The sequence below is a fragment of the Acinetobacter sp. YH16056_T genome, from assembly GCF_024605895.1.
Lineage (GTDB): Bacteria > Pseudomonadota > Gammaproteobacteria > Pseudomonadales > Moraxellaceae > Acinetobacter > Acinetobacter amyesii.
Genome location: NZ_CP094545.1, coordinates 316,219 through 342,210, shown reverse-complemented (window position 1 = coordinate 342,210; position 25,992 = coordinate 316,219). Strand labels below are relative to the sequence as shown.

21 protein-coding genes and 1 tRNA gene are annotated in these 25,992 nt (G+C 42.2%); 11 read left to right on the top strand and 11 right to left on the bottom strand.

The genetic code is table 11. From position 1 onward, the window contains the following. The first annotated feature begins 44 nt into the window (after window positions 1-44). Window positions 45-2,585, top strand: coding sequence for a penicillin-binding protein PBP1a (gene ponA, locus MST17_RS01600; protein ID WP_180026111.1), 2,541 nt, complete (start codon window positions 45-47; stop codon window positions 2,583-2,585). Window positions 2,586-2,641: 56 nt separating this feature from the next. Here ponA and MST17_RS01595 read toward each other — a convergent pair whose 3' ends face one another. The 9 genes from MST17_RS01595 to MST17_RS01555 form a co-directional block, all read right to left on the bottom strand. Further along, on the bottom strand, window positions 2,642-3,445 hold the full coding sequence (locus MST17_RS01595; RefSeq protein WP_180021660.1) for a putative RNA methyltransferase: 804 nt from the start codon (window positions 3,443-3,445) through the stop codon (window positions 2,642-2,644). Window positions 3,446-3,522: 77 nt separating this feature from the next. After that, window positions 3,523-4,641, bottom strand: a complete 1,119-nt coding sequence (gene mraY, locus MST17_RS01590) for a phospho-N-acetylmuramoyl-pentapeptide-transferase (protein WP_078189386.1) — start codon at window positions 4,639-4,641, stop codon at window positions 3,523-3,525. After that, complete coding sequence (gene murF / locus MST17_RS01585; protein WP_078192536.1) at window positions 4,641-6,050, bottom strand: UDP-N-acetylmuramoyl-tripeptide--D-alanyl-D-alanine ligase; 1,410 nt, start codon at window positions 6,048-6,050, stop codon at window positions 4,641-4,643. The genes mraY and murF overlap by 1 nt, the downstream gene beginning before the upstream one ends. Before the next feature lie 9 nt (window positions 6,051-6,059). Beyond that, window positions 6,060-7,556: a UDP-N-acetylmuramoyl-L-alanyl-D-glutamate--2,6-diaminopimelate ligase gene (locus MST17_RS01580; protein WP_180026112.1), complete on the bottom strand. Its 1,497-nt coding sequence runs from the start codon at window positions 7,554-7,556 to the stop codon at window positions 6,060-6,062. A gap of 10 nt (window positions 7,557-7,566) precedes the next feature. After that, window positions 7,567-9,393 carry a penicillin-binding protein PBP3 gene (gene ftsI, locus MST17_RS01575; protein WP_180026113.1) on the bottom strand — a complete coding sequence of 609 codons (1,827 nt, stop codon included), beginning with the start codon at window positions 9,391-9,393 and terminating at the stop codon, window positions 7,567-7,569. Window positions 9,394-9,405: 12 nt separating this feature from the next. Next, the gene (ftsL, locus tag MST17_RS01570) at window positions 9,406-9,738 is read right to left on the bottom strand and encodes a cell division protein FtsL (RefSeq protein ID WP_078189390.1); all 333 of its coding nucleotides are present in this window, start codon (window positions 9,736-9,738) and stop codon (window positions 9,406-9,408) included. Window positions 9,739-9,748: 10 nt separating this feature from the next. Next, window positions 9,749-10,660 carry a 16S rRNA (cytosine(1402)-N(4))-methyltransferase RsmH gene (rsmH, locus tag MST17_RS01565; RefSeq protein ID WP_180011304.1) on the bottom strand — a complete coding sequence of 304 codons (912 nt, stop codon included), beginning with the start codon at window positions 10,658-10,660 and terminating at the stop codon, window positions 9,749-9,751. 185 nt (window positions 10,661-10,845) lie between these two features. Further along, complete coding sequence (locus MST17_RS01560) at window positions 10,846-11,862, bottom strand: sulfate ABC transporter substrate-binding protein (protein ID WP_180026114.1); 1,017 nt, start codon at window positions 11,860-11,862, stop codon at window positions 10,846-10,848. A 249-nt stretch (window positions 11,863-12,111) separates the two neighbouring features. Next, a complete protein-coding gene (locus tag MST17_RS01555) occupies window positions 12,112-13,119 on the bottom strand; it encodes a sulfate ABC transporter substrate-binding protein (RefSeq protein ID WP_180026115.1) in 1,008 nt (335 codons plus the stop codon). 381 nt (window positions 13,120-13,500) lie between these two features. Between MST17_RS01555 and MST17_RS01550 the strand changes: the two genes are divergently transcribed. The 4 genes from MST17_RS01550 to MST17_RS01535 all read left to right on the top strand — a co-directional run bounded on the left by MST17_RS01550 (window position 13,501) and on the right by MST17_RS01535 (window position 16,134). Further along, a complete protein-coding gene (locus MST17_RS01550; protein WP_180026116.1) occupies window positions 13,501-13,794 on the top strand; it encodes a hypothetical protein in 294 nt (97 codons plus the stop codon). Between the two features lie 168 nt (window positions 13,795-13,962). Further along, window positions 13,963-15,471: a glutamate--tRNA ligase gene (gene gltX, locus MST17_RS01545; RefSeq protein WP_168378189.1), complete on the top strand. Its 1,509-nt coding sequence runs from the start codon at window positions 13,963-13,965 to the stop codon at window positions 15,469-15,471. 91 nt (window positions 15,472-15,562) lie between these two features. Further along, window positions 15,563-15,638: transfer RNA gene (locus MST17_RS01540), tRNA-Glu, on the top strand. A gap of 154 nt (window positions 15,639-15,792) precedes the next feature. Then, the gene (locus tag MST17_RS01535; protein WP_078189395.1) at window positions 15,793-16,134 is read left to right on the top strand and encodes a hypothetical protein; all 342 of its coding nucleotides are present in this window, start codon (window positions 15,793-15,795) and stop codon (window positions 16,132-16,134) included. Between the two features lie 25 nt (window positions 16,135-16,159). Here MST17_RS01535 and MST17_RS01530 read toward each other — a convergent pair whose 3' ends face one another. Then, window positions 16,160-17,131 (bottom strand): zinc transporter, encoded by a 972-nt coding sequence (locus tag MST17_RS01530; RefSeq protein WP_180026117.1) that lies wholly within the window; start codon window positions 17,129-17,131, stop codon window positions 16,160-16,162. Window positions 17,132-17,486: 355 nt separating this feature from the next. On the opposite strand from MST17_RS01530, the gene MST17_RS01525 reads away from it, so the two are divergent. Next, window positions 17,487-17,897 (top strand): SEL1-like repeat protein, encoded by a 411-nt coding sequence (locus MST17_RS01525; protein ID WP_180026118.1) that lies wholly within the window; start codon window positions 17,487-17,489, stop codon window positions 17,895-17,897. Window positions 17,898-17,961: 64 nt separating this feature from the next. Here MST17_RS01525 and ettA read toward each other — a convergent pair whose 3' ends face one another. Beyond that, the gene (gene ettA, locus MST17_RS01520) at window positions 17,962-19,623 is read right to left on the bottom strand and encodes an energy-dependent translational throttle protein EttA (protein WP_078189398.1); all 1,662 of its coding nucleotides are present in this window, start codon (window positions 19,621-19,623) and stop codon (window positions 17,962-17,964) included. A gap of 318 nt (window positions 19,624-19,941) precedes the next feature. On the opposite strand from ettA, the gene MST17_RS01515 reads away from it, so the two are divergent. From MST17_RS01515 to hisIE, 5 genes are all read left to right on the top strand, one after another. After that, window positions 19,942-21,219, top strand: coding sequence for an O-acetylhomoserine aminocarboxypropyltransferase/cysteine synthase family protein (locus MST17_RS01515; protein ID WP_180026119.1), 1,278 nt, complete (start codon window positions 19,942-19,944; stop codon window positions 21,217-21,219). Between the two features lie 400 nt (window positions 21,220-21,619). Beyond that, a complete protein-coding gene (locus tag MST17_RS01510; RefSeq protein WP_078189400.1) occupies window positions 21,620-22,507 on the top strand; it encodes an SDR family NAD(P)-dependent oxidoreductase in 888 nt (295 codons plus the stop codon). Window positions 22,508-22,721: 214 nt separating this feature from the next. Then, window positions 22,722-23,783, top strand: a complete 1,062-nt coding sequence (locus MST17_RS01505) for a transposase (RefSeq protein WP_257246879.1) — start codon at window positions 22,722-22,724, stop codon at window positions 23,781-23,783. A gap of 21 nt (window positions 23,784-23,804) precedes the next feature. Further along, window positions 23,805-25,106 (top strand): NAD(P)/FAD-dependent oxidoreductase, encoded by a 1,302-nt coding sequence (locus MST17_RS01500; RefSeq protein WP_180026547.1) that lies wholly within the window; start codon window positions 23,805-23,807, stop codon window positions 25,104-25,106. A 96-nt stretch (window positions 25,107-25,202) separates the two neighbouring features. After that, the gene (gene hisIE / locus MST17_RS01495) at window positions 25,203-25,985 is read left to right on the top strand and encodes a bifunctional phosphoribosyl-AMP cyclohydrolase/phosphoribosyl-ATP diphosphatase HisIE (RefSeq protein ID WP_180026546.1); all 783 of its coding nucleotides are present in this window, start codon (window positions 25,203-25,205) and stop codon (window positions 25,983-25,985) included. Window positions 25,986-25,992 lie beyond the last annotated feature (7 nt).

Here is a 25,992-nt window from a genome sequence, read left to right as displayed (position 1 = left end):
CCACCAATTAGTTTGCCATTAGCTCTTATTAAAACTTACTTGTTATGAAAAAGCTATCTTGTTCAGGCCTTGTTCATCCATTTTTTTTGGCCATTATTATTGTTTTGGTCGCAATTCCAATGGGTTTCTATGGCATGTATCTCTATATTGCCCCGTCTTTGCCTGAAATGTCCATCTTAAAAAAGGCTCCATTATTAAAACCATTGCAAGTTTATAGTGCTGATAATGAGCTGATTGCAGAATATGGTGGCAAACTTTCGGTTCCTGTAGAGTACGACCAAATCCCGTCTCATTTCATTCATGGCTTTTTAGCTGCGGAAGATTCTTCGTTCTTTGAACACAGCGGAATTAGTTTCAAAGGATTGGGGCGTGCCGTCAGTGAAAGTATTACGGGCTCAGATGTGCAAACGGGTGGTTCAACCATTACAATGCAGGTTGCAAAAAACTATTATCTCACTCCAGAGCGTACTTTAAAACGTAAACTAACCGAAGTTTTTCTTGCTCGAAAAATTGAACAAAATCTAAGTAAAGAAGAAATTTTAACGCTGTATGTTAACAAAATCTTTTTGGGCAAAAATGCATACGGGATCGCAGCAGCTGCAAAAATTTATTATAACAAGAGCTTGCAAGATTTGAGCTTGGCTCAAATGGCAATGATTTCAGGCCTACCCAAAGCACCATCAAAATATAATCCTGTAGCCAATCCAAAACGTGCTTTAGAGCGTCGTAATTGGATTTTAGGACGTATGTTGCAATTGGGTTATATCAATCAATCGGAATATCAAAAAGCAATTGCTGAGCCAATTAATCTCGATATGCCTGACCGCGGAGTTAGCAACAAATTCCCCTATGTCGGGGAAATGGTTCGCTCTGAGCTCGTAGAAAAGTTTGGCGAACAAGCGACAGATTCTGGCTATAAAGTCTATACCACCATCAACAGCCAACGCCAAGCCTATGCTGAGCAAGCTGTGCAAGATGGTCTTGAAGCTTACGATAGACGACATGGTTGGCGTGGTGCAGAAGCACATGATGAGCCATTAAAAAACTTTATTCCATATGCCAACACATACCCTGCCGAAGTCACTAAAGTTAACAACACCAGTATCGAAGTGTTGATGCAAGACGGCAGTAGTGTGACAGTTCCATGGTCAGGTCTGTCTTGGGCACGCCCCTATCGCAATGCCAATAGTGTAGGCAATGCGCCAAGCAAAGCCTCACAAATTGTAAAAGTAAAAGATATAATTCGCCTACGTCCAAATGCTGATAAAAGCTCATGGGCTTTGGTACAAATTCCAAAAGCACAAGGTCAATTGATTGCCCTTAATCCCAACAATGGTGGTATTGAAGCCATTGTCGGTGGTTATAATTTTTATCAATCTAAATTTAACCGTGCCTTACAAGGCTGGCGTCAGCCGGGTTCAACCATTAAACCCTTTGTTTATGCTTTAGCACTTGAACGTGGCATGACTCCGTATTCCATGGTCAATGACAATCCAATTACGATTGGCAAGTGGACGCCTAAAAACTCTGACGGTCGCTATTTAGGGATGATACCTCTACGCCGTGCCCTCTATTTATCACGTAACACAGTTTCAGTTCGCTTATTACAAGTCGTCGGAATTGAACGTACTCGCCAATTATTTATGGATTTTGGCTTACAAGAAAACCAAATTCCACGTAACTACACCATTGCTTTAGGTACCCCACAGGTGTTGCCGATTCAAATGGCGACAGGTTATGCGACATTTGCCAACGGTGGATATCGTATTCAACCGCACTTTATTAGCCGTATTGAAGATGCTTATGGCAAAGTGATTTATCAAGCCAATCCTGAATATGCATGTATTCAATGTATCAATCAAAAAGACGAAGTTGAATCAGCAGATCCGACCACGCCGGATGATGAAGTGATTGAAGTCACTAATCAGGATAATAAACCTGTTGAATCGAAAATTTCAGATACTGAAGCAGCAAACTATAAACAAGCTCAGCGAATTTTGAAGTCAAGTTCGGCCTTTGATATGGCGAACATCTTGCGTGACGTGATCCAACACGGTACAGGTCGTGCGGCATTAAAAATTGGTCGCGGTGATTTAGGTGGTAAAACCGGTACAACCAATGATGCAAAAGACGCGTGGTTTGCTGGATTTAATGGAAAATTAGTCACTGTGGCTTGGGTCGGTTTTGACCAACCCTCTACCTTAGGTCGTCGTGAATATGGTGGTGTTGCAGCTCTGCCGATTTGGTCAGATTTTATGGCGAAATCACTCAAAGGCACACCTGAAGCTTGGGTGCGTTTAGACACTCATGCCAAAAATCCAATCAATCGCAATTCAGCTAAAGCGACTCAAGGTCAACCTGAACAAGATCGTGCAGCAACGCCGCCGATGGCTCAGCCGCTGTATCGTCCTGCTCCTGTTGTACCAAAACCACAGGCTACGCAAAATGATTTTGAAGATCTTCCAGGGGCTGCTGAAACCAATCTTGCACCGACTCGAACTGCGCCACCACCAATGCAGCCTAAACCACAAGGTACAGAGCATAAAACTGACGCACTTGATCATCTCATCGATCAAGTTCAGTAAATAAGCTGCATAAAAAAAGCCCTCAAACGAGGGCTTTTTTTATCACTTCCAATGCATTATTTCTTTTTAAAGAGATAAATTTGATACTGCGCTTGCAACTCAAATTGTTCATTTTTTTCTAGAGCTTCTCGACGCTCAGCTTTCACTTTATAGGCATAAGGCGTCATTGCAATTAAGTTTTTGAGATCCTGCTGAGAAAGTGACATTTTCGCTTGTACCACTTGCTCACTTTCCAATTCAAAATCATTCGCCAGTTGTTCCACAAATTTATGCGGTTCATGTAGTTTTACTTCTTCAAACAGGGCTTCACGCATTGCATAAAGATGCTCTGGCGCAGGTGTAACCACCATCAAGTGCCCCTCAGGCTTTAACACACGAAGGATTTCTTCTTGAGGAATAGGACTAAATAAACTCGTACACAAGTCAATCGAATGATCTAATACAGGTAAGGTTGCCCCTGTCCCAACCACCCAAGTCACCTCTTTATTCAGTTTAGCGGCCACTTGTACTGCATTTTTAGCGATATCGACACCCACACACTGTAATACTTCAGCTTGCATCGCATTGGTGTAATAGCCTTCACCACAGCCAATATCCAACAAGTTTTCAACACGTAACTTTTGAATCAAAGCCACTACTGCCTGTTGCAAAGGTGCATAGTGACCTGCACTTAAAAATGCTCGACGCGCCTGTACAGATTCAGGCGTATCACCCGGGTTTTTACTGTGTTTATGTTGAACCACATGTAAATTGACATAGCCTTGTTTTGCAACATCATAGCTATGATTATTTTCACAGCGCCATGTCCGCTCTGTGAGTTTCAATGCTTCACGGCATACAGGACACATCAACAGGTTCATCATTTACTCCACTATATTTTTGAAATAAAAAAACCGGCATCTGTGGGAGCAAATGCCGGTTTCGTTTATTTATTTGCTTAACGTAATTTTAAAGTCATTAGACCCAAAACTACCAGCATAATTGTGATAATCCAAAAACGAATCACCACCTGAGTTTCACGCCATCCCTTTTTCTCATAGTGATGGTGCAGCGGTGCCATTAAGAATACACGCTTGTTCCGCATACGCAGTGAGCCAATTTGCAAGAAAACAGAAATAGCTTCAACCACAAAGACACCGCCCATAATGGCAAAAACGATTTCTTGACGAACCATGACTGCGATCGTACCGAGCATCGCACCTAGAGATAAAGCACCAACATCACCCATAAAGACTTGAGCAGGATGCGCATTAAACCATAAGAATGCTAAGCCAGCACCGATCATTGCTGCACAGATCACGACAAGTTCAGATGCGTATTTCACATAAGGAATATGTAAATAATCGGCAAAACGAACATCACCAGCCAGATAAGCAAATACGCCTAAACCTGCGGCAACCAGAACGATTGGCATAATCGCCAAACCATCCAAACCATCGGTTAAGTTCACAGCATTAGATGCGCCGTTAATCACCAAATAAGTAAAGACAATAAAGCCAATACCGAGTGGAATAATAGACAATGGAATGCTAATTTCTTTAAAGAATGGAATCAGCAGATCCAACATATTTGAGGTATGTACTGGGTTTGCTTGCTGTGTCGCAATCACATAAAGTGCAATACCGGCGCCTAACGATGCCACAGAAGTCCAAAAGAATTTCTTCTTCGCAGGTAGACCGGCATTGTCTTTATAACGGATTTTAATCCAGTCATCGGCCCAGCCAACAGCACCAAAGATCACCATCACGCCAAGTACAATCCATACATAAGGGTTTGAAAGATCGGCCCAAAGTAAGGTTGAAATCCCAATAGACAGTAAAATCAACACACCGCCCATAGTCGGTGTGCCCATTTTTTTTGCATGATTTTCAGGTGCAAATGAACTGACTGCCTGACCATATTTGAGAGCTTGCAATTTGCGGATCATCACAGGTCCAAGCAACAGACCAATGGCCAATGCCGTTAAGACACTGAGTAGCGAACGAAGCGTTAAATAACGAACAACCTGAAACGAGCTGTGATAACCCGCAAGCTGCTCAAATAACCATAACAGCATTAAAGTTTCTCCATCAATTCAGCCATCAAAGTTTCCATGTGGGTATAACGAGAACCTTTAAACAGGAAACTCATGGACTGAGGCTGATGTGTTTTGACTAGACTAATTAATAACGGTAAAGCCTGTTCTTGAGTAAGAAAGGCCTGTAATTTTTTACCATATTGTGTACTGCGCGCGCCTTCTTGCACAGCAGGTGAAAACTCACCGACAGCAACGACAAATTGAAGACCAGAGTGTGATACAAGATCACGTCCCAACATGTAGTGCTGCTGTGCAGCAGATGAACCTAACTCACCAATATCCCCAATGACCATGACTTTTATGCCATCTTGCTGCGCAAGTACATCAGCAGCAGCACGCATTGAGGTTGGATTTGCATTGTAAGTATCATCAATAAACAAATAATCTTTATGTTGAATAAAGTTTAGACGGCCTTTGGCACCTGTCGCATGTTCAAGCCCCACAACGATATCATCTAAACTCACACCAATCGACAACGCGAAAGCTGCGGCTGCAGTGGCATTTTGCACATTATGTTCACCAGCAAATGGCAGTTGAACAGGACGTGCACCTTGTGGCGTATTTAAGATAAAACGTGAAGATTGAGCCTGAAGCTCCGTCTCAGTCGCAAAGACATCCCCACCCTGACCAAAACTCATTACTTGCTCAGTTTGCACAGCTTGACGAATGGCATCTGTAAAATCATCTGCCGCAGGCACAATCGAAGTTCCTGTTTTCGCTATATGTGCATAAATTTCAGACTTGGCACGACAAATGCCATCACGCCCACCAAATTCACCCATATGAGCAGTACCAATATTTAAAATACCGGCAACCTGAGGCTGTACCAAATTTGAGGTGTAATCAATTTCACCCTTATGACTGGCACCAAGCTCCATCACGGCATACTGATGTTCTGGACGCAACTCAAGTAACATCATCGGTACGCCAAGGTCATTATTTAAATTACCGCGCGTAATTAATGTTGGTGCAAGACGAGAAAGGATACTCCCGAGCATCTCTTTGGTCGTAGTTTTACCACTGCTTCCTGTCAAGGCAATCACTTTTAAAGCTGGGTTTTGGGCACGACGAAATGCACCCAAATGTCCAAGCGCCAAACGTGTATCTGCAACCACCAACTGACAAATATCCACATCGACCGGATGACTCACAATGGCAATTTCACAACCCTTTTCAGCCACTTGAGCAAGGAAGTCATGCGCATCAAAGCGTTCACCTTTCAGGGCAAGAAAAGCGTCACCTTGCTCTGCATGACGTGAGTCGGTCAAAATTCGTTTTACAGAACCTGTCGGCGCTTGATTGTTATGCCAGTGACCTTGTGTCGCTTGAACCAACTGTTCGGCAGTCCATGGTTCTAACGGAACCGTACTGGTCGTTGAAGTATGCATATCTGTTTCCTATTGCGCTGGATAAGCCGAGTCAGTGTTGTGATGCTGGGAATCAATCGCTGATTTCACTTCCACCACATCATCAAACCAATGTCGAACACCATCAATTTCTTGATAGTTTTCATGGCCTTTACCAGCAATCACCACAATATCACCCGCTTGCGCATGGTTGACTGCGAATTTAATCGCTTCACGGCGGTCATGGATTTCATGGACAGTTTTTCCAGTAAAATCAATACCAGCCTTCATATCTGCAAAAATTTGTTCTGGGTTTTCAGTACGTGGATTATCCGAGGTAATCAACGCAATATCTGCATGGTTTAATGCCGCTTGTGTCATCAATGGACGCTTACCACGGTCACGATCACCACCACAGCCAAACACCGCCCATAGCTGTTGCGATACATGACGTTTTAAAGTCTGTAACACTTGAACTAAAGCATCTGGTGTATGTGCATAATCCACCACAAACAGGCGCTCATCATCACGGATCACTTGCATACGACCCGGTGCACCTTTTAACTTGGGCGCAGTTGCGATCAAGGCAGATAAGTCAAAACCCGCTTGCTCCGCTGAAATTAAGCTCGCCACAATATTTTCAATATTGAAGTGTCCCAATAATGGACTTTGCACCACAAATTCAGCTTGAGCAGTACGCAATTTAAATTGTGCGCCCGTTAAGCTGTATTGAATATCCGTCACTTGATAATCCGCAGCCTGACGCGTTGAATAAGTCAAAATTTTAGGCTGAGCCGGGTTTTGGCGTGCGGCATTCAGCATCACTTCTGCATGTTCATCATCGAGATTGATGACTGCAACTTTGAGCGATGGAAACTGAAACAAACGTGATTTCGCTTCAGCATAGGCTTCAAGGGTTTTATGATAATCCAAATGGTCACGACTTAAATTGCTATAAGCGGCAATTTCAATTGCACAGCCATTTAATCGACCTTGTTCTAAGCCATGCGAACTTGCCTCAATGGCAGCAAACTCTGCACCCTCAAGCGCATAGGCATGCAATGCATTTTGCATATGTAACGCATCTAAAGTGGTGTGAGAAGAGGCTTCTAAATTCGGTAAAATTCCGTTACCAGTGGTTCCCATCACTGCACATTTTTTGCCTTGCAACATGAGTAATTCAGCGATTAAACGAGAGATCGTGGTTTTACCATTGGTACCCGTCACTGCCAAAATTCGTGCAGCTTGAACCGGTTGAGTCGTCTGTAAATATTGCTTTTGCCACTGCCCCATCAATTGACGCACATCCGCAATCACAACACTTTGATCCAAGCCCAAATCAGTTTCTGAAATGACAGCCAACGCGCCATTCTCTAACGCTGTACGTGCAAATTGTGCTGTTTTTTCAGGTTGCGAAAACGAAGTCAGGGCAATAAATATTTGCCCTGCTGTAACTTTGCGACTATCCAGATTGAAGCCCTGAAAGGATTGCGACATCCATTCAGCGGGCTGTTCAACGGTGTATAGATCTTGAAACGTAATTTTCATTCATCACCTATTACTGGATCTTAGGAGTGTCTAAAGGTTTATCTAATGGTACGTTCATTAAACGTAAAGACTCTTGCATTACACGAGCGAAAACTGGTGCAGCCACCAGACCACCGTAATACTGACCTGTCGGGTTTTCCACTACAACAATCATGGCCAAACGTGGATCACTCACTGGTGCAACACCGGCAAAGAGTGCTCGATATTCTGAAGTCGAATAGCCTTTACGGTCTGCACGTAATTTATGTGCTGTACCAGTTTTACCCGCCACGCGATAACCCGGAATATTGGCTTGACGTGCCGTACCACCCGGCAAGGTCACTGCTTCCATCATTAAAAGTACTTGATCAGCAATTTTAGGGTCAACCATCTGCTCACCTTTCGGCTTTTCCTCAAGCTTGTACAAGCTCAGTGGCATTTTGACGCCCTTATTGGCAATCATGGCATAAGCATCAGCCAGTTGGAGTACTGTAGCGTTCAAACCATAACCATAAGCCATGGTCGCTACTTCAGACACATTCCATTTACTCTTCGGCAAAATCAGACCAGCACTTTCACCGGGGAATTTCACCGCTGAACGTTGACCAAAGCCAAGACGTTGATAGAACGTTGGTAATGTTTCATAAGGGAGAGATAAAGCGATTTTTGCCACACCGACGTTAGACGATTTTTGAATAATGCCGCCCAAAGTCAGAGGGCCATAGTTATGCGTATCTCGGATAGTATGATTCCCTACACGCATAGAACCCGGTGTAGTATTTACCACCGTATTTGCCGTGTATTTACCGCTTTCCAATGCCATTGCCACGGTCATTGGCTTCATGGTTGAACCTGGCTCAAAAGAGTCAATCGCACCACGGTTACGCATGGCATCTTTATTTAAGACACCTTTTTTATCATTCGGGTTGTACGACGGCCAAGAGGTCATCGCTAAAATTTCACCTGTTTTGACATCCACGGCAATCGCTGTGGCAGAACGTGCGTTATTGGCTACGCCGGCTGCAGTCAACTCACGATACATAATGTATTGCAAACGTGAATCAATACTCAGCGTGATATTTTCACCCGACTCAACCTCTTTCACGATCTCAGGGTCTTTAACGCGGTTGCCTTTTTTATCTCGGACAATTTGCTGCGCACCATCTACGCCTGCAAGACGTTCATTCAATTGCATCTCTAAACCTTCGATGCCCATACCCTCACTATTGGTTAAACCAATAATTTGTGAGTTTGGCTGAGGCTGTGGATAGTAGCGCTTATAGTTTTTCTCGGTATATACCCCCTGAAAGTCACGTTTCATGATCAATTCAGCTTGTTGTGGTGGCACTTCTTTCTTTAAAACTAAATAACGTGAACGTGGACGCTCATTCATTTTGCGTCTCAGTTCAGCACGATCCATCCCTACAGCATCAGCGAGTTCATCTAAATTCAGATTTTTATCTGGTAATTGACGTTTTAACTTACGGTTGTTTGGATCTTTAGCCAATTCCACCGTAATTTCTTCAAAGAGTTTTTTATTGTCAAAATAATCACGTGGATCGATCACGATTTTCATGATCGGAGTACTAATGGCTAAAGGAACGCCGTGACGGTCATAGATTACACCGCGCATGGCTTTTAAGGTTTCAGTTCTTAAAATTTTGGCATTGGCTTTATTTTGTAAAAAGTCTTTATTGATGATTTGTACATAAAAAGCCCGCCCGACCAATGCAATAAAGCACAGTAAAACCACCGCCCACATCAAGTGATAGCGCCACATCTCCACCGAAATGGCTGTACGACCAGTAACAGACTGCTGTTTTTTACGCGGAGTTTGTTTGTTTCTCTTTTCAACCATGTGACCGGCAGCCTATTTTTTCTGTTCTGGAGTTTGTGGCAATGAAATAACAACGGTTTGTGCAATAGGAGGCGAATACATCCGTAATTGGGTAACTGCACGTGTCCCAATTTGGGCTGTTGCACCAAAAGTTTGTTGTTCGATCAGCAAACGTCCCCATTCTGCGTTGAGGTCATCCCTTTCACGCATATAGGTACTCAATTGACGATAATCTTGGCGATATTCAAAGACTTGAAACACCACCATAATCGCACTCACAAAAACCAAGAGCAATAAAATGCCGTATGTAATGATTTTCTTTGACTGCGATTGATCAGAGTTTTTTTCGATTGCTTCGGTTTTCATTCTTTGCCTTTTAAGCTAAACGCTCTGCCACACGAAGCCAAGCACTACGAGATCGTGGATTGGCTTTAACTTCTTCTTCACTTGCTTTAATTCGTGACACTTTTTTTAAGCGGCGGGTATCTTCGCGTTTTTGTGGTAAACCCCAGCCTGTGTCTTCTGCAAGTGTAGATTCTTTTTGAATAAATTGTTTAATTAAACGATCCTCTAAAGAGTGGAAACTGATCACTGCCAGAGTGCCTTCAGGTTTCAGCATCTCCACCGCTTGAGGTAAGAAGATATCAATATCGTCGAGTTCTTTGTTAATAGCAATACGAATTGCTTGGAAAGTTCGTGTCGCTGCATGTTTATTTTTTTCCCATTTCGGGTGGGCAACTTTCACGATTTCAGCCAATTGAGCTGTGGTTTCAATATACCCTGCCGCTTTAATCGCTTTAGCAATACGGCGGCTATAACGCTCTTCACCATATTTAAAAATAATATTGGCCAAATCTTCTTCTTCAATATCAACCAACCACTCTGCGGCTGTTGGACCTTGTGAATTGTCCATACGCATATCGAGTGGGCCATCTTTCATAAAGCTAAAGCCACGCTCTGCTTGGTCTAGCTGCGGAGATGACACCCCTAAATCCGCCATAATACCGTCGACCAAATCGATACCACGACTACGCAGTTCCTCTTTTAAATCGGCAAAACTAGCGTGAATGATTTTAAAACGCGCATCTTCTTGTTCTAATTCTGCTGCAACAGCCAACGCTTGCGGGTCTTTATCAAAGGCATAAACACGTGCGTTTTCATCTAATTTAGACAGTAATAAACGCGTATGACCACCACGCCCAAATGTGCCATCTACGAAAATTCCTGTATTGCGATCTGCCAGTAAAGCATCAACAGTTTCATGAAGTAATACAGAAATATGCGACATAAGGGTTCGTTCAACACAGCTAAAAATGTAACTGCACATTATTACCTTGTTTTAGCAAAGCTCCAAACGTCTTTTTGTACAGAAATATTACTTTCCATAGAGAAAACCGTTTTTATTTTTTGCCATCCATTAAAAAACCTCCCGAAGGAGGTCTTTGTACATCTCAAATCATAGATTTCGATGTATTAGCGCTTGTTATTGTAGATCTGATCGAAGATCGCACCATTCACAAAATGTGTTTGTTGTGCTTTTGCCCAGCCACCAAAGACTTCATCAATAGTAAAAGTTTTTAAAGGTGGGAACTGAGTTTTATATTTTGCTAAAACTGCTGCATTACGTGGACGATAGAAATGACGAGCCGCCATCTCTTGACCTAATGGAGAATAAAGATAATTGATATAGCCTTGAGCTAACCATTTATTACCATTTTTTTCGACAGTTTTGTCCACGATCGCCACTGAAGGCTCAGTCAAAATCGACATCGATGGATATACGATATCAAATTTATTTTTACCCAAAGTTTTTTGAGTAACTAAAGCTTCGTTTTCCCAAGTCAATAACACATCACCAATACCACGTTCTGCAAATGTAGTCATCGATGCACGTGCCGCAGAGTCCATCACTTTTACGTTATGGTACATTTTACCCACGAAATCTTTGGCTTTCGCTTCATTACCACCTGGCTGTTTCAAAGCATAACCCCAAGCTGACAAGTAAACCCAACGTGGTAGACCGCCAGTTTTCGGGTTCGGGGTAATAATTTGTACGCCCGGTTTGGTTAAATCAGACCAATCTTTAATATGTTTCGGGTTGCCCTTACGCACCATGAAGACAATCGTTGAAGTATATGGCGCTGAGTTATGTGGAAACTCTTTTTGCCAACCCGGCTGAATCTGACCAGACTTTACAATTTCTTCGATGTCATTGGCCAAGGCCAAAGTCACGACATCACCTTTTAAACCGTCTACTACAGAACGGGCTTGTTTGCCGGAACCACCATGTGATTGTTTAAATGCGACCATTTTACCGGTACGCTCTTTCCAATATGCACCAAATGACTTATTAAATTCGTCATAAAATTCACGCGTTGCATCATAAGAAACGTTTAAAAATTCACGATCAGCGGCCTGAGCAGACGCTGAGAAAGCAACACCAGTGGCAAGCAACGCAGCACTGAGCCACGCCTTAAATTGAGTTTTCATAACAGCCAGCATAAAGTTATATTCAATACTGCTAAATATATGAAATAAAGTCATAAATCGCAATTGCAGCGTGTTTAGACCCTTTGCTGAATACAGCTAACGCTACGAATTTAATTGTTTGTTTTTCATATTAAAATACACAAAAACAATCTACTTATTCCCTATATATAGATTTTTATGCATTACATATGCAAAAAAACGGATAAACCCAATTATCCGTTTTTACACCAATCAACTTTATTTGCAGACTTACTCTTTATTCTTTTCACTATAGATTTGATCGAAAATCGCACCATTCACAAAATGTGTCTTTTGCGCTTTTGCCCAACCTCCAAACACTTTATCAATGGTAAAGGTTTGAACTTTCGGGAATTGAACAGCGTATTTTGCTGTGGCTTTTGCATCGCGAGGGCGGAAGAAATATTTACCTGCCAGCTCTTGGCCCTTAGGTGAATATAGATAGTTTAAATAACCCTTCGCCAAATTTCGATTACCATTTTTGTCGACGGTTTTATCTACTACAGCCACCGAAGGTTCAGCTAAAATCGAAATAGACGGATAAACAATGTCATATTTATCTTTGCCTAAGCCCTGAGTCGCCAACAATGCCTCATTTTCCCAAGACAGCAACACATCTCCAATGCCGCGCTCAGCAAAGGTCGTGAGTGAACCACGTGCGCCTGAATCCAAAACTTTGACATTGCTATAGAGTTTTTTCACCAATTCTTTGGCTTTGGCATCATTGCCACCCGGTTGTTTTAAAGCATATCCCCAAGCTGATAAATAGATCCAACGCGGTGCCCCACCTGTTTTTGGATTTGGTGTAATAATTTCAACACCCGGTTTGGTCAGGTCATTCCAATCTTTAATTTTTTTCGGGTTACCTTTGCGCACCAAAAATACGATGGTTGATGTATACGGTGCAGAATTATGTGGAAATTGCTTTTGCCAGTTCTTATTGATTTGTCCGGTCGCCACAATTTCATCAATATCATTTGCCAATGCCAAAGTGACTACATCCGCTTGTAAACCCGTTGCTACTGCACGAGCTTGTTTGCCAGAGCCACCGTGAGATTGTTTAAAATTAATCTCTTGTCCTGTACGTTTTTTCCAATATTGTCCAAATTCTTGGTTATATTCCTGATAAAACTCACGTGTTGGATCATATGAGACATTTAAGAAATCTTTTGCGGCATATACCTGTACTGCTACCCCACCCAATAAAGCGAAAATACCCGATGCTATTATTTTTTTCATCTGCTCAAACTCAAATTGATCTTGAGAGCACTATATAAATCAAAAATAACTTTAACAATCAGCTATCTATAATATAAATTCAAATCTATTTCTGTTTTAAAGATATCTAAAAATAACGTATTTAAAGCTTTAATTCTGCTAATACAGCAACAATCAGAAGCGATCTCCATGCTATCTTCATAGTTGTTTGCTAAAACATCCGAAAATCTGGAGAAAACAGTCTATTTAGGTAATCCTAGTACAGACTTTTTTAGTTTTTTTGTAAAAATTGTGACGTAGTTCTACTTTTTAATTACGAAAGATGGTTAAATCGTAGTCTAAATATTAAAACTATTTTGCAAATAAAAAGTTCCATCACCAAAACTAGGGGGAGATTTGGACATGAAATTTTCATACGCACTATGCCTAGGCTTAAGTTTAATCGTGACTGCACAGACTGGTTTTTGTGCTGCAACCAGCACCGCATCGAATAACAAACTTACGATGCCTGCTGAACGTACATCATTGATCGAAAAAGCGATTAATCAGCAAAAATCTGAAGGCAAAGGCCGTACAGACGATAATTTAAAAGTACTTACGTCTATTAAAGCTGCACCGACTCAAAGTTTCTTTGCATCACAAAACCAAAGTTTTTCTCGTTTTGTTCAAGCCATTTTCTCTGGTAGCAACTCATAACGACATCAGCATATTGATGCTGCCCAAGCTATTGTTTTAGACCAGTTCCCCCACTGTCGTCTAAAAAACACTAAAAACGCCTGATCATTCAATGTTGAATTAAGCATTAAGTGATCAGGCTTTTTCGTTATAATAGATCCCAATTTACATTCTGATTAAAAGCTGATTATGACTGTTCGTACTCGTATCGCACCTTCTCCTACTGGTTTCCCGCATGTTGGGACTGCTTATATTGCATTGTTTAACTTATGTTTTGCGAAGCAACATGGCGGTGAATTTATTCTTCGTATTGAAGATACAGACCAACTGCGCTCTACCCCAGAATCTGAAAAAATGATTTTAGATTCATTGCGTTGGTTAGGTTTGAACTGGTCAGAAGGTCCAGATGTGGGTGGCCCTCATGCGCCATATCGCCAATCTGAACGTATGGACATTTATAAACAATATGCGTTGGAACTGGTTGAAAAAGGTCATGCATTCTACTGCTTCGCAACAGCAGAAGAACTCGATCAAATGCGTGCGGAACAACAAGCGCGTGGTGAATCACCGCGTTACGACGGACGTGGCTTAAAACACACTGCGGAAGAAGTGGCGCAGCGTTTGGCTGCTGGTGAACCGCATGTCATTCGTATGAAAGTGCCTGAAGAAGGGATTTGTAAATTTAACGATTTACTGCGTGGCGAAGTCGAAATTCCTTGGGCGCAAGTCGACATGCAAATTCTACTGAAAACCGATGGTTTACCGACGTATCACTTAGCAAACGTAGTTGATGACCATTTAATGGAAATCACTCACGTGATTCGTGGTGAAGAATGGATTCCCTCTGCGCCTAAACACCAATTATTGTACAAATATTTTGGTTGGGACATGCCGGTGCTTTGCCACATGCCGCTGTTACGTAACCCAGATAAATCAAAACTGTCTAAACGTAAAAACCCAACATCAATTAACTACTACAAAGACATCGGCGTTTTACCAGAAGCCTTGTTGAACTACTTAGGCCGCATGGGCTGGTCAATGCCGGATGAAAGTGAAAAATTCACTTTGGCTGAAATGATTGAACACTTTGACATTCAACGTGTATCACTAGGCGGTCCAATCTTTGATGTTGAAAAGCTAAACTGGTTAAATGGTCAATGGATTAAAGGTTTAACACCGGGTCAATTGCTCGATACCCTACTGGCTTGGAAATCAGATCGTAATACCTTGGAAGAAATTGCTGCTGCGATTCAACCACGTATTAATTTATTGTCTGAAGCAGTGAATTGGGCAGGTTTTTATTTCAACCAATTCCCAACACTCAGCAAAGAACAGTTTGAAAGCAAAAAATTGACTGAAGAACAAGTTCGTCAAAGCCTTCAATTTGCCATTTGGCGTCTAGAAAGCATGTTCACTTGGAACAATGACACTGTCAGCCAAACGCTTATGGATTTGGCGAACCAAATGGACATTAAACTTCGTGACTTCATGCCAACCTTCTTTATTGCTATTGCTGGTTCGACATCTTCGACACCGGTTATGCAATCGATGGTAACCATTGGTCCTGATTTAACCTTTGCTCGCTTACGTCATGCGCTTGAAATTGTGGGCGGTCCGAGTAAAAAAGAAACAAAAGCATGGGAAAAACTCAATGAAAGCCTAAAACTGCCGAAAAATGATGCAGTTGATGAAGCTTAATTGATTTTTTAGTTGACGGATGGGCGTTATCCCCCTAATATAGCGCCCATACCGAGAGATGGTGTCAACCAACTCTAAGTTGCCTCAAATTGTCCCTATCGTCTAGAGGCCTAGGACATCGCCCTTTCACGGCGGTAACCGGGGTTCGAATCCCCGTAGGGACGCCATATTCAAGGTGATGCAAATCATCTTATAAAAAACCCAAGCATTATGACTTGGGTTTTTTATTGCCTAAATTTTATCTGATTTAAATTTAAGGTATTTTTGCTTTCTGCGTCATTCTGATTAAAATAAACCATAGATTAAAATTATGGAGTTGCAATGCAATACCGTTGCCCTAAATGTCAAAGCCCTAAAATTATGCCTCTTGCGCAAGCAGGCCAGCCTGTTGCTCGTCCTGTCGTGCCTAAAAGCCTGATTATCCTCATCCCTGCGGTATTTATTCTTTTACTGTTGGTGATTATCAGCATCGCAATGTGGATTTTTGGTGACGGTGCAGGTACTACATTACAAACTGCGACTGTTGTTGTATTTATTGCCTGCTTGATTGCTGGCTTCATGTTCTATCGCGACCTGCCAGATTTCAAAATTTCAATGCAAGGTTTTATGCAATCACAGAAAAAATGGAAATGCCGCGAATGTAATCATGAGTGGGAAATCTAAGCAAGCCATTTAAATCACATCAGCATTAGTGCTGATGTGATTCATCATGAGAATGCGCGTGATCATCTTGATGATGCCCATGTGCATGATCAGACTTTTGGGTATGTTGGTGTACCACACATTCATCTTCTTCGATTTGTAATGTCATCTCCGTGATTCCATGTTCATGTTGCAACATTTCAATCGCCTCAAAATACAAGGCATTACGATCGGCTTCAGGTGCAAAGAGATGAACTGTCAAATGCACATTCTTTGATGTTATTGCCCAGACCTTTAACTGGTGAATACTCTCTACCCCATTGAGTGCCAATAAATCATTGCGTAACTTTTCTATGTCAATTTCTTCAGGCACGCCTTCTAATAAAATATTGATACTTTGTTTGAGTAAAATCCAAGTCCTTGGTAAAACCCAAAAGCCAATGAGCACCGCAATTAGTGTATCGACCCACATCCAGCCCGTAAAATAAATAATCGCTGCACCAATAATTACACCAACCGAACCTAGGGCATCACTCAACACTTCTAGATACGCCCCCTTCACATTCAAGCTTTCTTGTGAACTGGAAAATAAAATACGCATCGAGATTAAGTTAATGATCAAACCAATAACGGCGACAATCATCATGCCCATACTTTGAATTTCCGGCGGCGTTGAAAAGCGCTGATAGGCCTCATACAAAATATATATTGCAACTACAAATAACATCAAGGCATTAAACAAGGCAGCCAAAATCTCAAAACGCTGATAGCCAAAGGTGCGTTTGTTGTCAGCAGGAAGCTTGCCAATTTTAATCGCGACTAATGCTATAGCAAGGGCTGCGGCATCAGTGAACATATGTGCCGCATCTGACAATAGCGCCAAACTTTGTGTCACAAATCCAGCAATGACTTCAATAATCAAAAACATCGTGGTCAGTGCTAAGGCAAAACTTAATTTTTTGACATTCCCTTCCGTCACAACGGCATGGCTGTGGTCATGCCCATGATGCTCACTCATTATTTTCTGACCTTTATAAATTATATGTTCTTCAGTCTTGAAGCTTAACAGGTGCAGTAAACGTAATAAAATTACATGATTCAACCTTCAGTACTACGTTTTACCTTCAAACTTTAAAACTACTTTTTTCAGCATCTACTTTCAATTTATTAAAAATAATTTTTCGCGATCTAGATGACTGAAATTACTTATAAATATTTTTCAATACCTATTCACATATCATGACAAGCATGCTAATTTTCATCTTAAGTGTGATCTGTTTAAAACAATTAAATCATTCATCGCAGCGCACGAATGACTGCAATTAATATTTTTATTAATCAAGTAGTTATATTTAGAAACAAGGAGTTTAACAATGATGATACAAGCTCTGAAAAAAATCTATGCACTGTTGTCACAACAGATGAATCCAAAGTTGCAAGGAATGCACCTTTCGATTCCAGAAGCCGAAGGTGATTACGCCCAAGGGACTTATTTTGAAATTCTTGCAGCTCAACACCATCAAGACTTTCTCAGTCACCATACTATGGATTCAGCAGACCAATCCCCTACCGACTATCGCAATGCCATGTGGAATTTTTTAAGTGCCGCATTAAAAGGTCATAAAGATGCCCAATATCGCTTAGGTCTCGGTTATTTACGTGGAGAACTCGGCTTAGACCGCAATTATGAACTTGCAGAGCTTTGGCTCAGTAAAGCGGCTGCACAAGGCCATGAACAAGCAGACTACGTCTTACATCATGCCTATGAAGACATTATCGTATAGTCATTGCATCCTAAGTAATAAAAAACCAGCCCGCAGGCTGGTTTTTTTATTTTAAAACTGGAACTTAGTTGCCAATTTTGCGGTATTTTTGACGCTTTGCAACAAGGTCATCACCATCACGTTTACGACGGTATTCTTCAAATTCATGGTAGTTACCCGTGAAAAATTCAGGGGTTTCACCTTCAAATGACAAGATGTGCGTAGCAATACGGTCGAGGAACCAACGGTCATGCGAGATCACCATTACAGTACCTGGGAATACCAGAATGGCATCTTCAAGCGCACGTAAAGTTTCGATATCCAAGTCGTTTGATGGTTCATCTAGCAGGATAACGTTGGCACCCATTTGCAGGATTTTCGCAAGTTGTAAACGGTTACGCTCACCACCTGACAATTGACCTACACGTTTTTGCTGATCTTGACCTTTGAAGTTAAAGCGACCGATATACGCACGAGATGCGATTTCGTATTCACCAATCTTCAAGATGTCTAAACCGCCAGAAACTTCTTCCCAAACAGTTTTGTTGTCATCTAAGGTGTCACGAATCTGGCCGACATAAGCCACTTTAACCGATTCACCCAGTACCACAGTACCTGTATCTGGTTGTTGCTCGCCTGTCATCATACGGAACAATGTGGTTTTACCCGCACCGTTCTCACCCACGATACCCACAATGGCACAAGGTGGTACAACGAATGATAAGTCTTTATAAAGCGTACGATCACCAAAGGATTTACTAATACCTTCAACTTCTACAACTTTATTACCTAGACGTGGACCAGGTGGAATATAGATTTCAGACGTTTCATTACGCTGTTGGAATTCGCGTGAGTTAAGCTCTTCAAAACGCTCCATACGCGCTTTGTTTTTCTTTTGCTGACCTTTAGCATTTGAACGAACCCATTCAAGCTCTTTTTTCAATGCTTTAGCAAAAGATTCTTCTTGCTTCTGTTCTTGCTCTAAACGAGCATTTTTCTGCTCTAACCAAGAAGAATAGTTGCCTTGGTATGGAATACCCATGCCGCGGTCAAGCTCAAGAATCCACTCTGCCACGTTATCCAAGAAGTAACGGTCATGGGTAATCGCAACGATGGTGCCTGGGAAGTCTTTCAAGAAACGTTCTAACCAAGAGACTGATGAAGCATCCAAATGGTTCGTCGGTTCGTCTAGAAGCAGCATGTCTGGTTTAGACAATAACAAACGGCAAAGTGCAACACGACGGCGCTCACCACCAGACAACTTAGATACATCTGCATCCCAAGCTGGAAGGTTCAACGCAGCAGCAGCCTGATCCATTTGGTTGACAATGTTATGTGCATCCCATGAATGGATAATTGCTTCTAACTTCTCTTGTTCTTTTGCAAGTGCATCAAAGTCAGCATCTTCTGCTGCATATTCTGCAAATACTTCATCAAGACGCGCCAAAGCATCCAACGGTTCACGTAAACCGTCTTCAACGTTACCACGAACGTCTTTGCTTTCATCCAATGGCGGCTCTTGTTCAAGGTAACCAATTTTGATACCCGGTTGAGCACGTGCTTCACCTGAGAAATCTTTATCTACGCCCGCCATAATACGAAGCAAGGTAGATTTACCTGCACCGTTTAGACCAAGCACACCAATTTTTGCGCCTGGGAAAAATGATAAAGAGATGTCTTTCAGGATTTCGCGCTTAGGCGGAACCATCTTCGACACACGGTTCATCGTGTAAATATATTGGGCCACTTAGGACTCCTCAATAGTCAAAACATATACGGAACAACACAAAGTTGCCCCTGCTCAATTGAGCGAAAAAATAATCGGCTATTATACGCATAAAGTCGTGAAAAAATAAGGTTTCGCACACGGCTTCAATGCATTGTTACAAGTTTAATGGCGAACAAAATTTAAACATGCGGTTTTAGGCATGATTTCGCTCATCTTTAGCTGAAAATTTTTCAATAATATGAATAATTATGATATTCATTTTATAAATAAAGCACTTTTATTCATATATATAAGTGATAGACTGTTTAAAAACTAGCTCTCTTAGATGAAGTAATCATGACCTATAAAGACGAAACTTTAGCAATTCACGCGGGGTATACACCGGAGCCAACCACCAAAGCGGTTGCGGTGCCGATTTATCAAACCACCTCATATTCCTTTGATAACACGCAGCATGGTGCTGATTTATTTGACTTAAAAGTTCAGGGTAATATTTATACCCGCATTATGAATCCAACCACGGCGGTACTTGAACAGCGTGTTGCAGCGCTCGAAGGCGGTATTGGCGCTTTGGCCTTAGCCTCTGGTATGGCGGCCATTACATATGCGATTCAAACCATTGCTGAAGCAGGCGACAATATCGCTTCAGTTTCGACCCTGTACGGCGGCACATATAACCTGTTTGCCCACACCCTGCCGAAACAAGGCATTGAAGTTCGCTTCTTTGATTATCAAAACCCTGAAGCGCTGCGTAGCCTCATCGATGACAAAACCAAGTTGGTCTTTGTCGAATCTATTGGTAACCCATTGGGCAATATTATTGACCTCGAAGCAATTTCGAAAATTGCGCATGAATTTGGCATACCTGTAGTCGTAGACAATACTGTTGCCACACCTGTTCTGCAAAAATCATTTGAATTTGGTGCCGACATCGTGGTGCACTCACTCACAAAATATATTGGCGGTCATGGTAATTCGATCGGTGGCATCATCGTCGATAGCGGCAAATTTCCTTGGGGCAAATACCCTGAACGCTTTAAATCACTCAACATCCCTGATCCAAGCTACCACGGGGTCAATTATGTCGAAGCCTTAGGTGACGCAGCCTACATTGCCCGTGCGCGCGTGGTCCCGCTGCGTAATACAGGCGCTGCGATCAGCCCGCACAATGTGTTTTTGATCTTACAAGGTTTGGAAACCTTAAGCCTACGCATGGAGCGTCATACTGAAAATGCGCAAAAAGTGGCGGAATATTTACAAGCGCATCCAAAAGTAAAATGGGTCAACTACGCTGGCCTAAAAGACCATCCTCAGCATGCTTTGGCGCAAAAATATGTCAAAGGCAAACCATCTGCGATTCTTTCCTTTGGGGTTCAAGATGGCCTTGCAGGCGGCACGCGTTTCATCGATTCGTTGCAGTTATTTACTCGCCTTGTGAATATTGGTGATGCCAAAAGTTTAGCTTGCCATCCTGCGACCACGACACATCGTCAGCTCAATGAAGATGAACTCAAAGCAGCCGGTGTCAGCATTGATATGGTTCGTTTATCGATTGGGATCGAGCATGCAGATGACTTGATTGCCGACTTAGAGCAAGCCTTAGCTGCTGTTTAAACCACAAGTGCACAATCCACAGGTCTTATTTTTAAGGCCTGTTTTTATTTCCATTTCATTTAAATAACCACCCCCACATTATCCGCCTTTCAATTTTGCGCATCTATGGCCCTGCTTCTATATTTATTTACAATTTTATTTATCTTGAAAATCGACTTTTTTAGGTTGCAACGATGTGGATAAAAGCACTTCTCTTTCACATATTTATGTGTTAAAAAATGAGTAAATAGGGATTTTAATTTAGAGTAAAAACTCTAAATATTATTTTATTATCAATTACTTATATATGGCTTTTTTTTAATAAAACGCTATCATACCGCTGACTTAAAACAGCCCTGCACATAGCATTGTCGGGCCGATAAATGAATACAATAAAACTGATTTAACAGGGAACCTCATCGTGAATTCAAGACTTGAGAAACGTTTCGTTGACCGTGTCAACGGTAAGACCATTTTAATCACCGGTGCATCAAGTGGTATCGGTTTAACCACAGCGCATCGCCTTGCCAACGCAGGCGCACATGTTCTACTGGTTGCACGTACCAAAGAAACTCTTGATGCCGTAAAAGCTGAAATTGAAGCCACTGGCGGTAAAGCCGATGTTTTCCCATGTGACCTCAATGATATGGACTCCATTGATGCTGTGGCACAACAAATCCTCGCTTCCGTCGATCATATCGATATCTTAATTAATAACGCTGGCCGTTCTATTCGTCGTGCCGTACATGAATCAACCGATCGTTTCCATGATTTTGAACGTACTATGCAGTTGAACTATTTTGGCGCGGTACGTTTGGTGATGAACCTGTTGCCTAAAATGATGATTCGTCGTGAAGGTCATATCATCAACATCAGTTCGATTGGTGTATTGGCCAATGCAACGCGCTTCTCTGCATATGTTGCGTCTAAAGCCGCATTAGATGCTTTTAGCCGTTGCCTGAGCGCTGAAGTTCACTCGCATAATATTGCCATCACGTCGGTCTACATGCCATTGGTGCGCACGCCAATGATCGCCCCAACCAAAATATATAAATACGTTCCAACCCTTTCTCCAGAACAAGCAACTGACTTGATTGCCTATGCCATCGTGAAACGTCCGAAGAAAGTGGCGACCAATTTGGGCCGTCTGGCTTCAATCACCTACTCCATTGCACCTGACATTAATAACAAACTCATGTCGATTGGTTATAACTTGTTCCCAAGCTCTTCAGCGTCTATTGGTAAGCAAGAAAAACTCAATTGGGTACAAAAGGCATATGCTCGCCTATTCCCAGGTGAACACTGGTAAGACTTGACTCACCCCTAAAAAAGCCCTTTTGAGGGCTTTTTTATTGGGTTTTATGCAGCAACTTTGCTACATTGGGCTGAGATAAAATCAACTTTTATCAAATGGAGCGTAAAACTCTGTCCTTCAGGTCAGAGATATAAGCAACACGACATGAAGTGTCGTTTGATTTAACTAAGGACTATTTTCCTTGAGTTTTGATTGTTAATATAAGTACATGAAAACCCTTAAATTACGTATAAAAGACAAACATTGCAAGGTGTTAGACCAACTAGCATCAGAAGTGAACTTCGTCTGGAATTATGTCAATGATTTAGGGTTTAGGCATTTGAAGCGGAAAGGTGAATTTCTCTCTGCTTTTGATATTGCCAAATATACGAAAGGCACGTCCAAAGAATGTAATTTACATAGTCAAACCATTCAGGCTGTAACTGAAGAATTAGTCACCCGAAGAAAGCAATTTAAAAAGGCAAAGCTGAAATGGCGTGTCAGCAATAAAAAATCAGCAAGGCGCTCTTTGGGATGGGTTCCCTTTAAAAAGGTGGCTATCAAATATGCCAATGGATATGTCCAGTATGGAAAACACCAATTTAAGCTTTGGGATAGCTACGGTTTAAGCAAATACACGTTAAAAACAGGTTCATTTGTAGAGGATAGCCGTGGGCGTTGGTATGTATGTCTTGTTGTTGAATCGCCTAAGCAAGATAAATCGACAGCAACCAAAGCGATTGGTATTGATCTAGGCTTAAAAGATATTGCCACCTGTTCTGATGGCACAGTAATTTCAAATCCAAAATTCTATCGAAAATATGAGCAGAAATTAGGTATTGCTCAGAGAGCCAGGAATAAGAAGCGTGTTCGTGCATTACACGCCAAGATTGCAAATAGTCGAAAAGATCATTTGCATAAAGCAAGCACCAAGCTTGTGAATGAAAATGCATTGATTATTGTAGGTGACTTGAGTGCTAAAAAATTAGTAAAAACCAAAATGGCAAAATCTGTTTTGGATACAGGATTTTCTGCACTAAAAACAATGCTCAAGTATAAATGCGAGAACGCAGGCGTATTGTTTGAAGAAGTCCAAGAAGTCTATACCACCCAAATTTGTTCGTGCTGCGGTGAGATCACCTCAAGTAGTCCAAAAGGTAAGACAGATCTTGGAATAAGAGAATGGGAGTGCATGAGCTGTGGTACAGCTCATGATCGAGATATAAACTCAGCTCTAAACATTCTTGCGCTTGGGCATAAGCGTCTAGCTGTAGGAATCACCCTCTTTTAAGGGGGTGAGGATGTCAAAACAATGAAAACTCAAAACATTGCCATCATCGGTGCAGGTACGGCAGGATTAGCTGCTGCTGCAATGCTTGCTGCTCAAGGCCATCAAATCTGCTTATATGAAAAAGTCTTACAACTTGAACCTGTGGGTGCAGGATTATTATTACAACCTGCCGGACTGGCAGTTTTCGAACATTTAGGCATTTTGGAACATGCCTTAAGCCTAGGTGCTGTGGTAACCGGTCTTGAAGGTCAACTGGCTGGCGGCGACTTGCTGATAAACAGTCATTATCGACAAGCCGATGAACGTTCATATGGACTCGGCATTCACCGTGCCACGCTCTGTCATGTCCTCGCATCCAAAGTCCGTGAGTATCCTCAACACGTTGAGTGGTGCATGGCGCATGAGGTACATGAACTTCAAGAATCCTGTGACGGTATCAACGTGATTGGGCAGTCCGCAGATCAATCCTTTCAACGTCAGTTTGATCTCGTGCTGATCGCCAATGGCGCACGCAGCCATTTACGCCCTAAAGCATGGGAAAAGCTCAACCAAGCCTATCCTTGGGGGGCAAAGTGGATCATCGTGCCTGAATGCGAAGTGCTGAATCCACAGATCTTGCATCAGTTCTATGACTGCTCCAACATCATGATGGGTGTAATGCCTACGGGAGCAATTCCAACGCAGCCTGAACAGCGCCTTTCGAGCATTTTCTGGAGTCTACCTACAGAAGATTTAGAAGGATTCTTAAAAACCAAAAGCGCACAGCAGCAATGGTTGCTTGAAGTTTCGAAACGCTGGCCGAGTGTTGCAGAATGGTTAGCACATGTGATTCCACATCCAGATGATCCGCAGCAATGGCTGTCTGCCAACTATCGTGATGTGGTGCTGAGCAAACTCGGTGAAGGTCGTATCGGTATCTTAGGAGATGCGGCTCATGCCATGAGTCCACAACTTGGACAAGGTGCCAATATGGCGCTGCTCGATGCATGGGCCATCAGTCATGCCCTGCTCCAATATCAACAGGATTCCTCACTGCAAAACCTCTGGCAGCAGTATCATCAACTGCGGTTGCCGTCCGTGCGGTTTTACCAATTTTTTAGCCGCCTACTGACACCGTTTTATCAATCACATCATCGCTGGACAGCACCGCTGCGTGATATTTCATTTCGTGCCATGTATCAGCTGCCGTTTTTCCGCAAAGAAATGGCCATCACGATTTCTGGCTTAAAAACAGGTGCATTTGGACAAATGAATTATGCCGACATTGCCCGAAAACCTGCAGATGATTCTGCGGCTGAACTGCGCAATTTAAAATTTGATTAAGAATTAACTCCCCATCATTCTCTTGATGGCTTACACTATAGTGCTGCTCAAATGCTGCGGCATTTATTTTTTGATTTTTGAATTGGTGAAATCCTCATGAACAACCTGCAATGGCTCGATGAAGTAAAATTTAACGAACAAGGCTTAGTGCCTGCTATTGCACAGCATCATCAAAGCGGGCGCGTATTGATGGTGGCATGGATGAACCGTGAAGCGTTGGCGCAAACTGCAGAAAAAAATCAAGCGGTGTACTTTTCACGTTCACGCAATAAGCTATGGCATAAAGGTGAAGAATCTGGCCATTTCCAAACCGTACATGAAATCCGTTTGGACTGTGATGCTGACGTGATTGTGCTACAAATTGAACAACATGGCGGCATTGCCTGCCATACCGGCCGTGAGTCATGCTTCTACCGCAAGCTTACTGCCAATGGCTGGGAAATTGTCGATGCGCAATTGAAAGATCCTGCTGCAATTTATGGTGTAAAATCAGCAAATCCGCATACCCTTGCGATGAATGCATCCAATGCGCAATCTGAGCAAGTCGAAGTACTCGACTACTTAGGTAAAATGATGGCTGAACGCAAACAAGCTGATCCTGAGTCCTCTTATGTGGCGAAGCTTTACCATAAAGGCCTGAACAAAATTTTAGAAAAAATCGGTGAAGAAAGCGTTGAAACCATCATTGCCGCTAAAGATTTTAAAATCGAAGCCAATGAAGACAACAAAAACGATTTGATTTACGAAGTGGCAGATCTTTGGTTCCATACCATTGTAATGCTAGGTTATTTCGATATTGATCCTCAATTGGTACTCAACGAACTCGCTCGTCGTCAAGGCCTTTCGGGTTTGGTTGAAAAAGCCAACCGTCAGCACTAAAAGTCTC

What these genes read in the sequence shown, in the direction of transcription:
- MST17_RS01500 (WP_180026547.1), top strand. Translation starts at nt 23,805, where the DNA reads ATGAAAACTCAAAACATTGCCATCATCGGTGCAGGTACGGCAGGATTA.
- mraY (WP_078189386.1), bottom strand. Translation starts at nt 4,641, where the DNA reads ATGCTGTTATGGTTATTTGAGCAGCTTGCGGGTTATCACAGCTCGTTT.
- rsmH (WP_180011304.1), bottom strand. Translation starts at nt 10,660, where the DNA reads ATGTCGCATATTTCTGTATTACTTCATGAAACTGTTGATGCTTTACTG.
- murF (WP_078192536.1), bottom strand. Translation starts at nt 6,050, where the DNA reads ATGCATACTTCAACGACCAGTACGGTTCCGTTAGAACCATGGACTGCC.
- MST17_RS01580 (WP_180026112.1), bottom strand. Translation starts at nt 7,556, where the DNA reads ATGAAAATTACGTTTCAAGATCTATACACCGTTGAACAGCCCGCTGAA.
- MST17_RS01525 (WP_180026118.1), top strand. Translation starts at nt 17,487, where the DNA reads ATGATGATACAAGCTCTGAAAAAAATCTATGCACTGTTGTCACAACAG.
- MST17_RS01515 (WP_180026119.1), top strand. Translation starts at nt 19,942, where the DNA reads ATGACCTATAAAGACGAAACTTTAGCAATTCACGCGGGGTATACACCG.
- ponA (WP_180026111.1), top strand. Translation starts at nt 45, where the DNA reads ATGAAAAAGCTATCTTGTTCAGGCCTTGTTCATCCATTTTTTTTGGCC.
- MST17_RS01595 (WP_180021660.1), bottom strand. Translation starts at nt 3,445, where the DNA reads ATGAACCTGTTGATGTGTCCTGTATGCCGTGAAGCATTGAAACTCACA.
- MST17_RS01530 (WP_180026117.1), bottom strand. Translation starts at nt 17,131, where the DNA reads ATGAGTGAGCATCATGGGCATGACCACAGCCATGCCGTTGTGACGGAA.
- MST17_RS01535 (WP_078189395.1), top strand. Translation starts at nt 15,793, where the DNA reads ATGCAATACCGTTGCCCTAAATGTCAAAGCCCTAAAATTATGCCTCTT.
- ftsL (WP_078189390.1), bottom strand. Translation starts at nt 9,738, where the DNA reads ATGAAAACCGAAGCAATCGAAAAAAACTCTGATCAATCGCAGTCAAAG.
- MST17_RS01550 (WP_180026116.1), top strand. Translation starts at nt 13,501, where the DNA reads ATGAAATTTTCATACGCACTATGCCTAGGCTTAAGTTTAATCGTGACT.
- ftsI (WP_180026113.1), bottom strand. Translation starts at nt 9,393, where the DNA reads ATGGTTGAAAAGAGAAACAAACAAACTCCGCGTAAAAAACAGCAGTCT.
- MST17_RS01555 (WP_180026115.1), bottom strand. Translation starts at nt 13,119, where the DNA reads ATGAAAAAAATAATAGCATCGGGTATTTTCGCTTTATTGGGTGGGGTA.
- hisIE (WP_180026546.1), top strand. Translation starts at nt 25,203, where the DNA reads ATGAACAACCTGCAATGGCTCGATGAAGTAAAATTTAACGAACAAGGC.
- gltX (WP_168378189.1), top strand. Translation starts at nt 13,963, where the DNA reads ATGACTGTTCGTACTCGTATCGCACCTTCTCCTACTGGTTTCCCGCAT.
- MST17_RS01505 (WP_257246879.1), top strand. Translation starts at nt 22,722, where the DNA reads ATGAAAACCCTTAAATTACGTATAAAAGACAAACATTGCAAGGTGTTA.
- MST17_RS01560 (WP_180026114.1), bottom strand. Translation starts at nt 11,862, where the DNA reads ATGAAAACTCAATTTAAGGCGTGGCTCAGTGCTGCGTTGCTTGCCACT.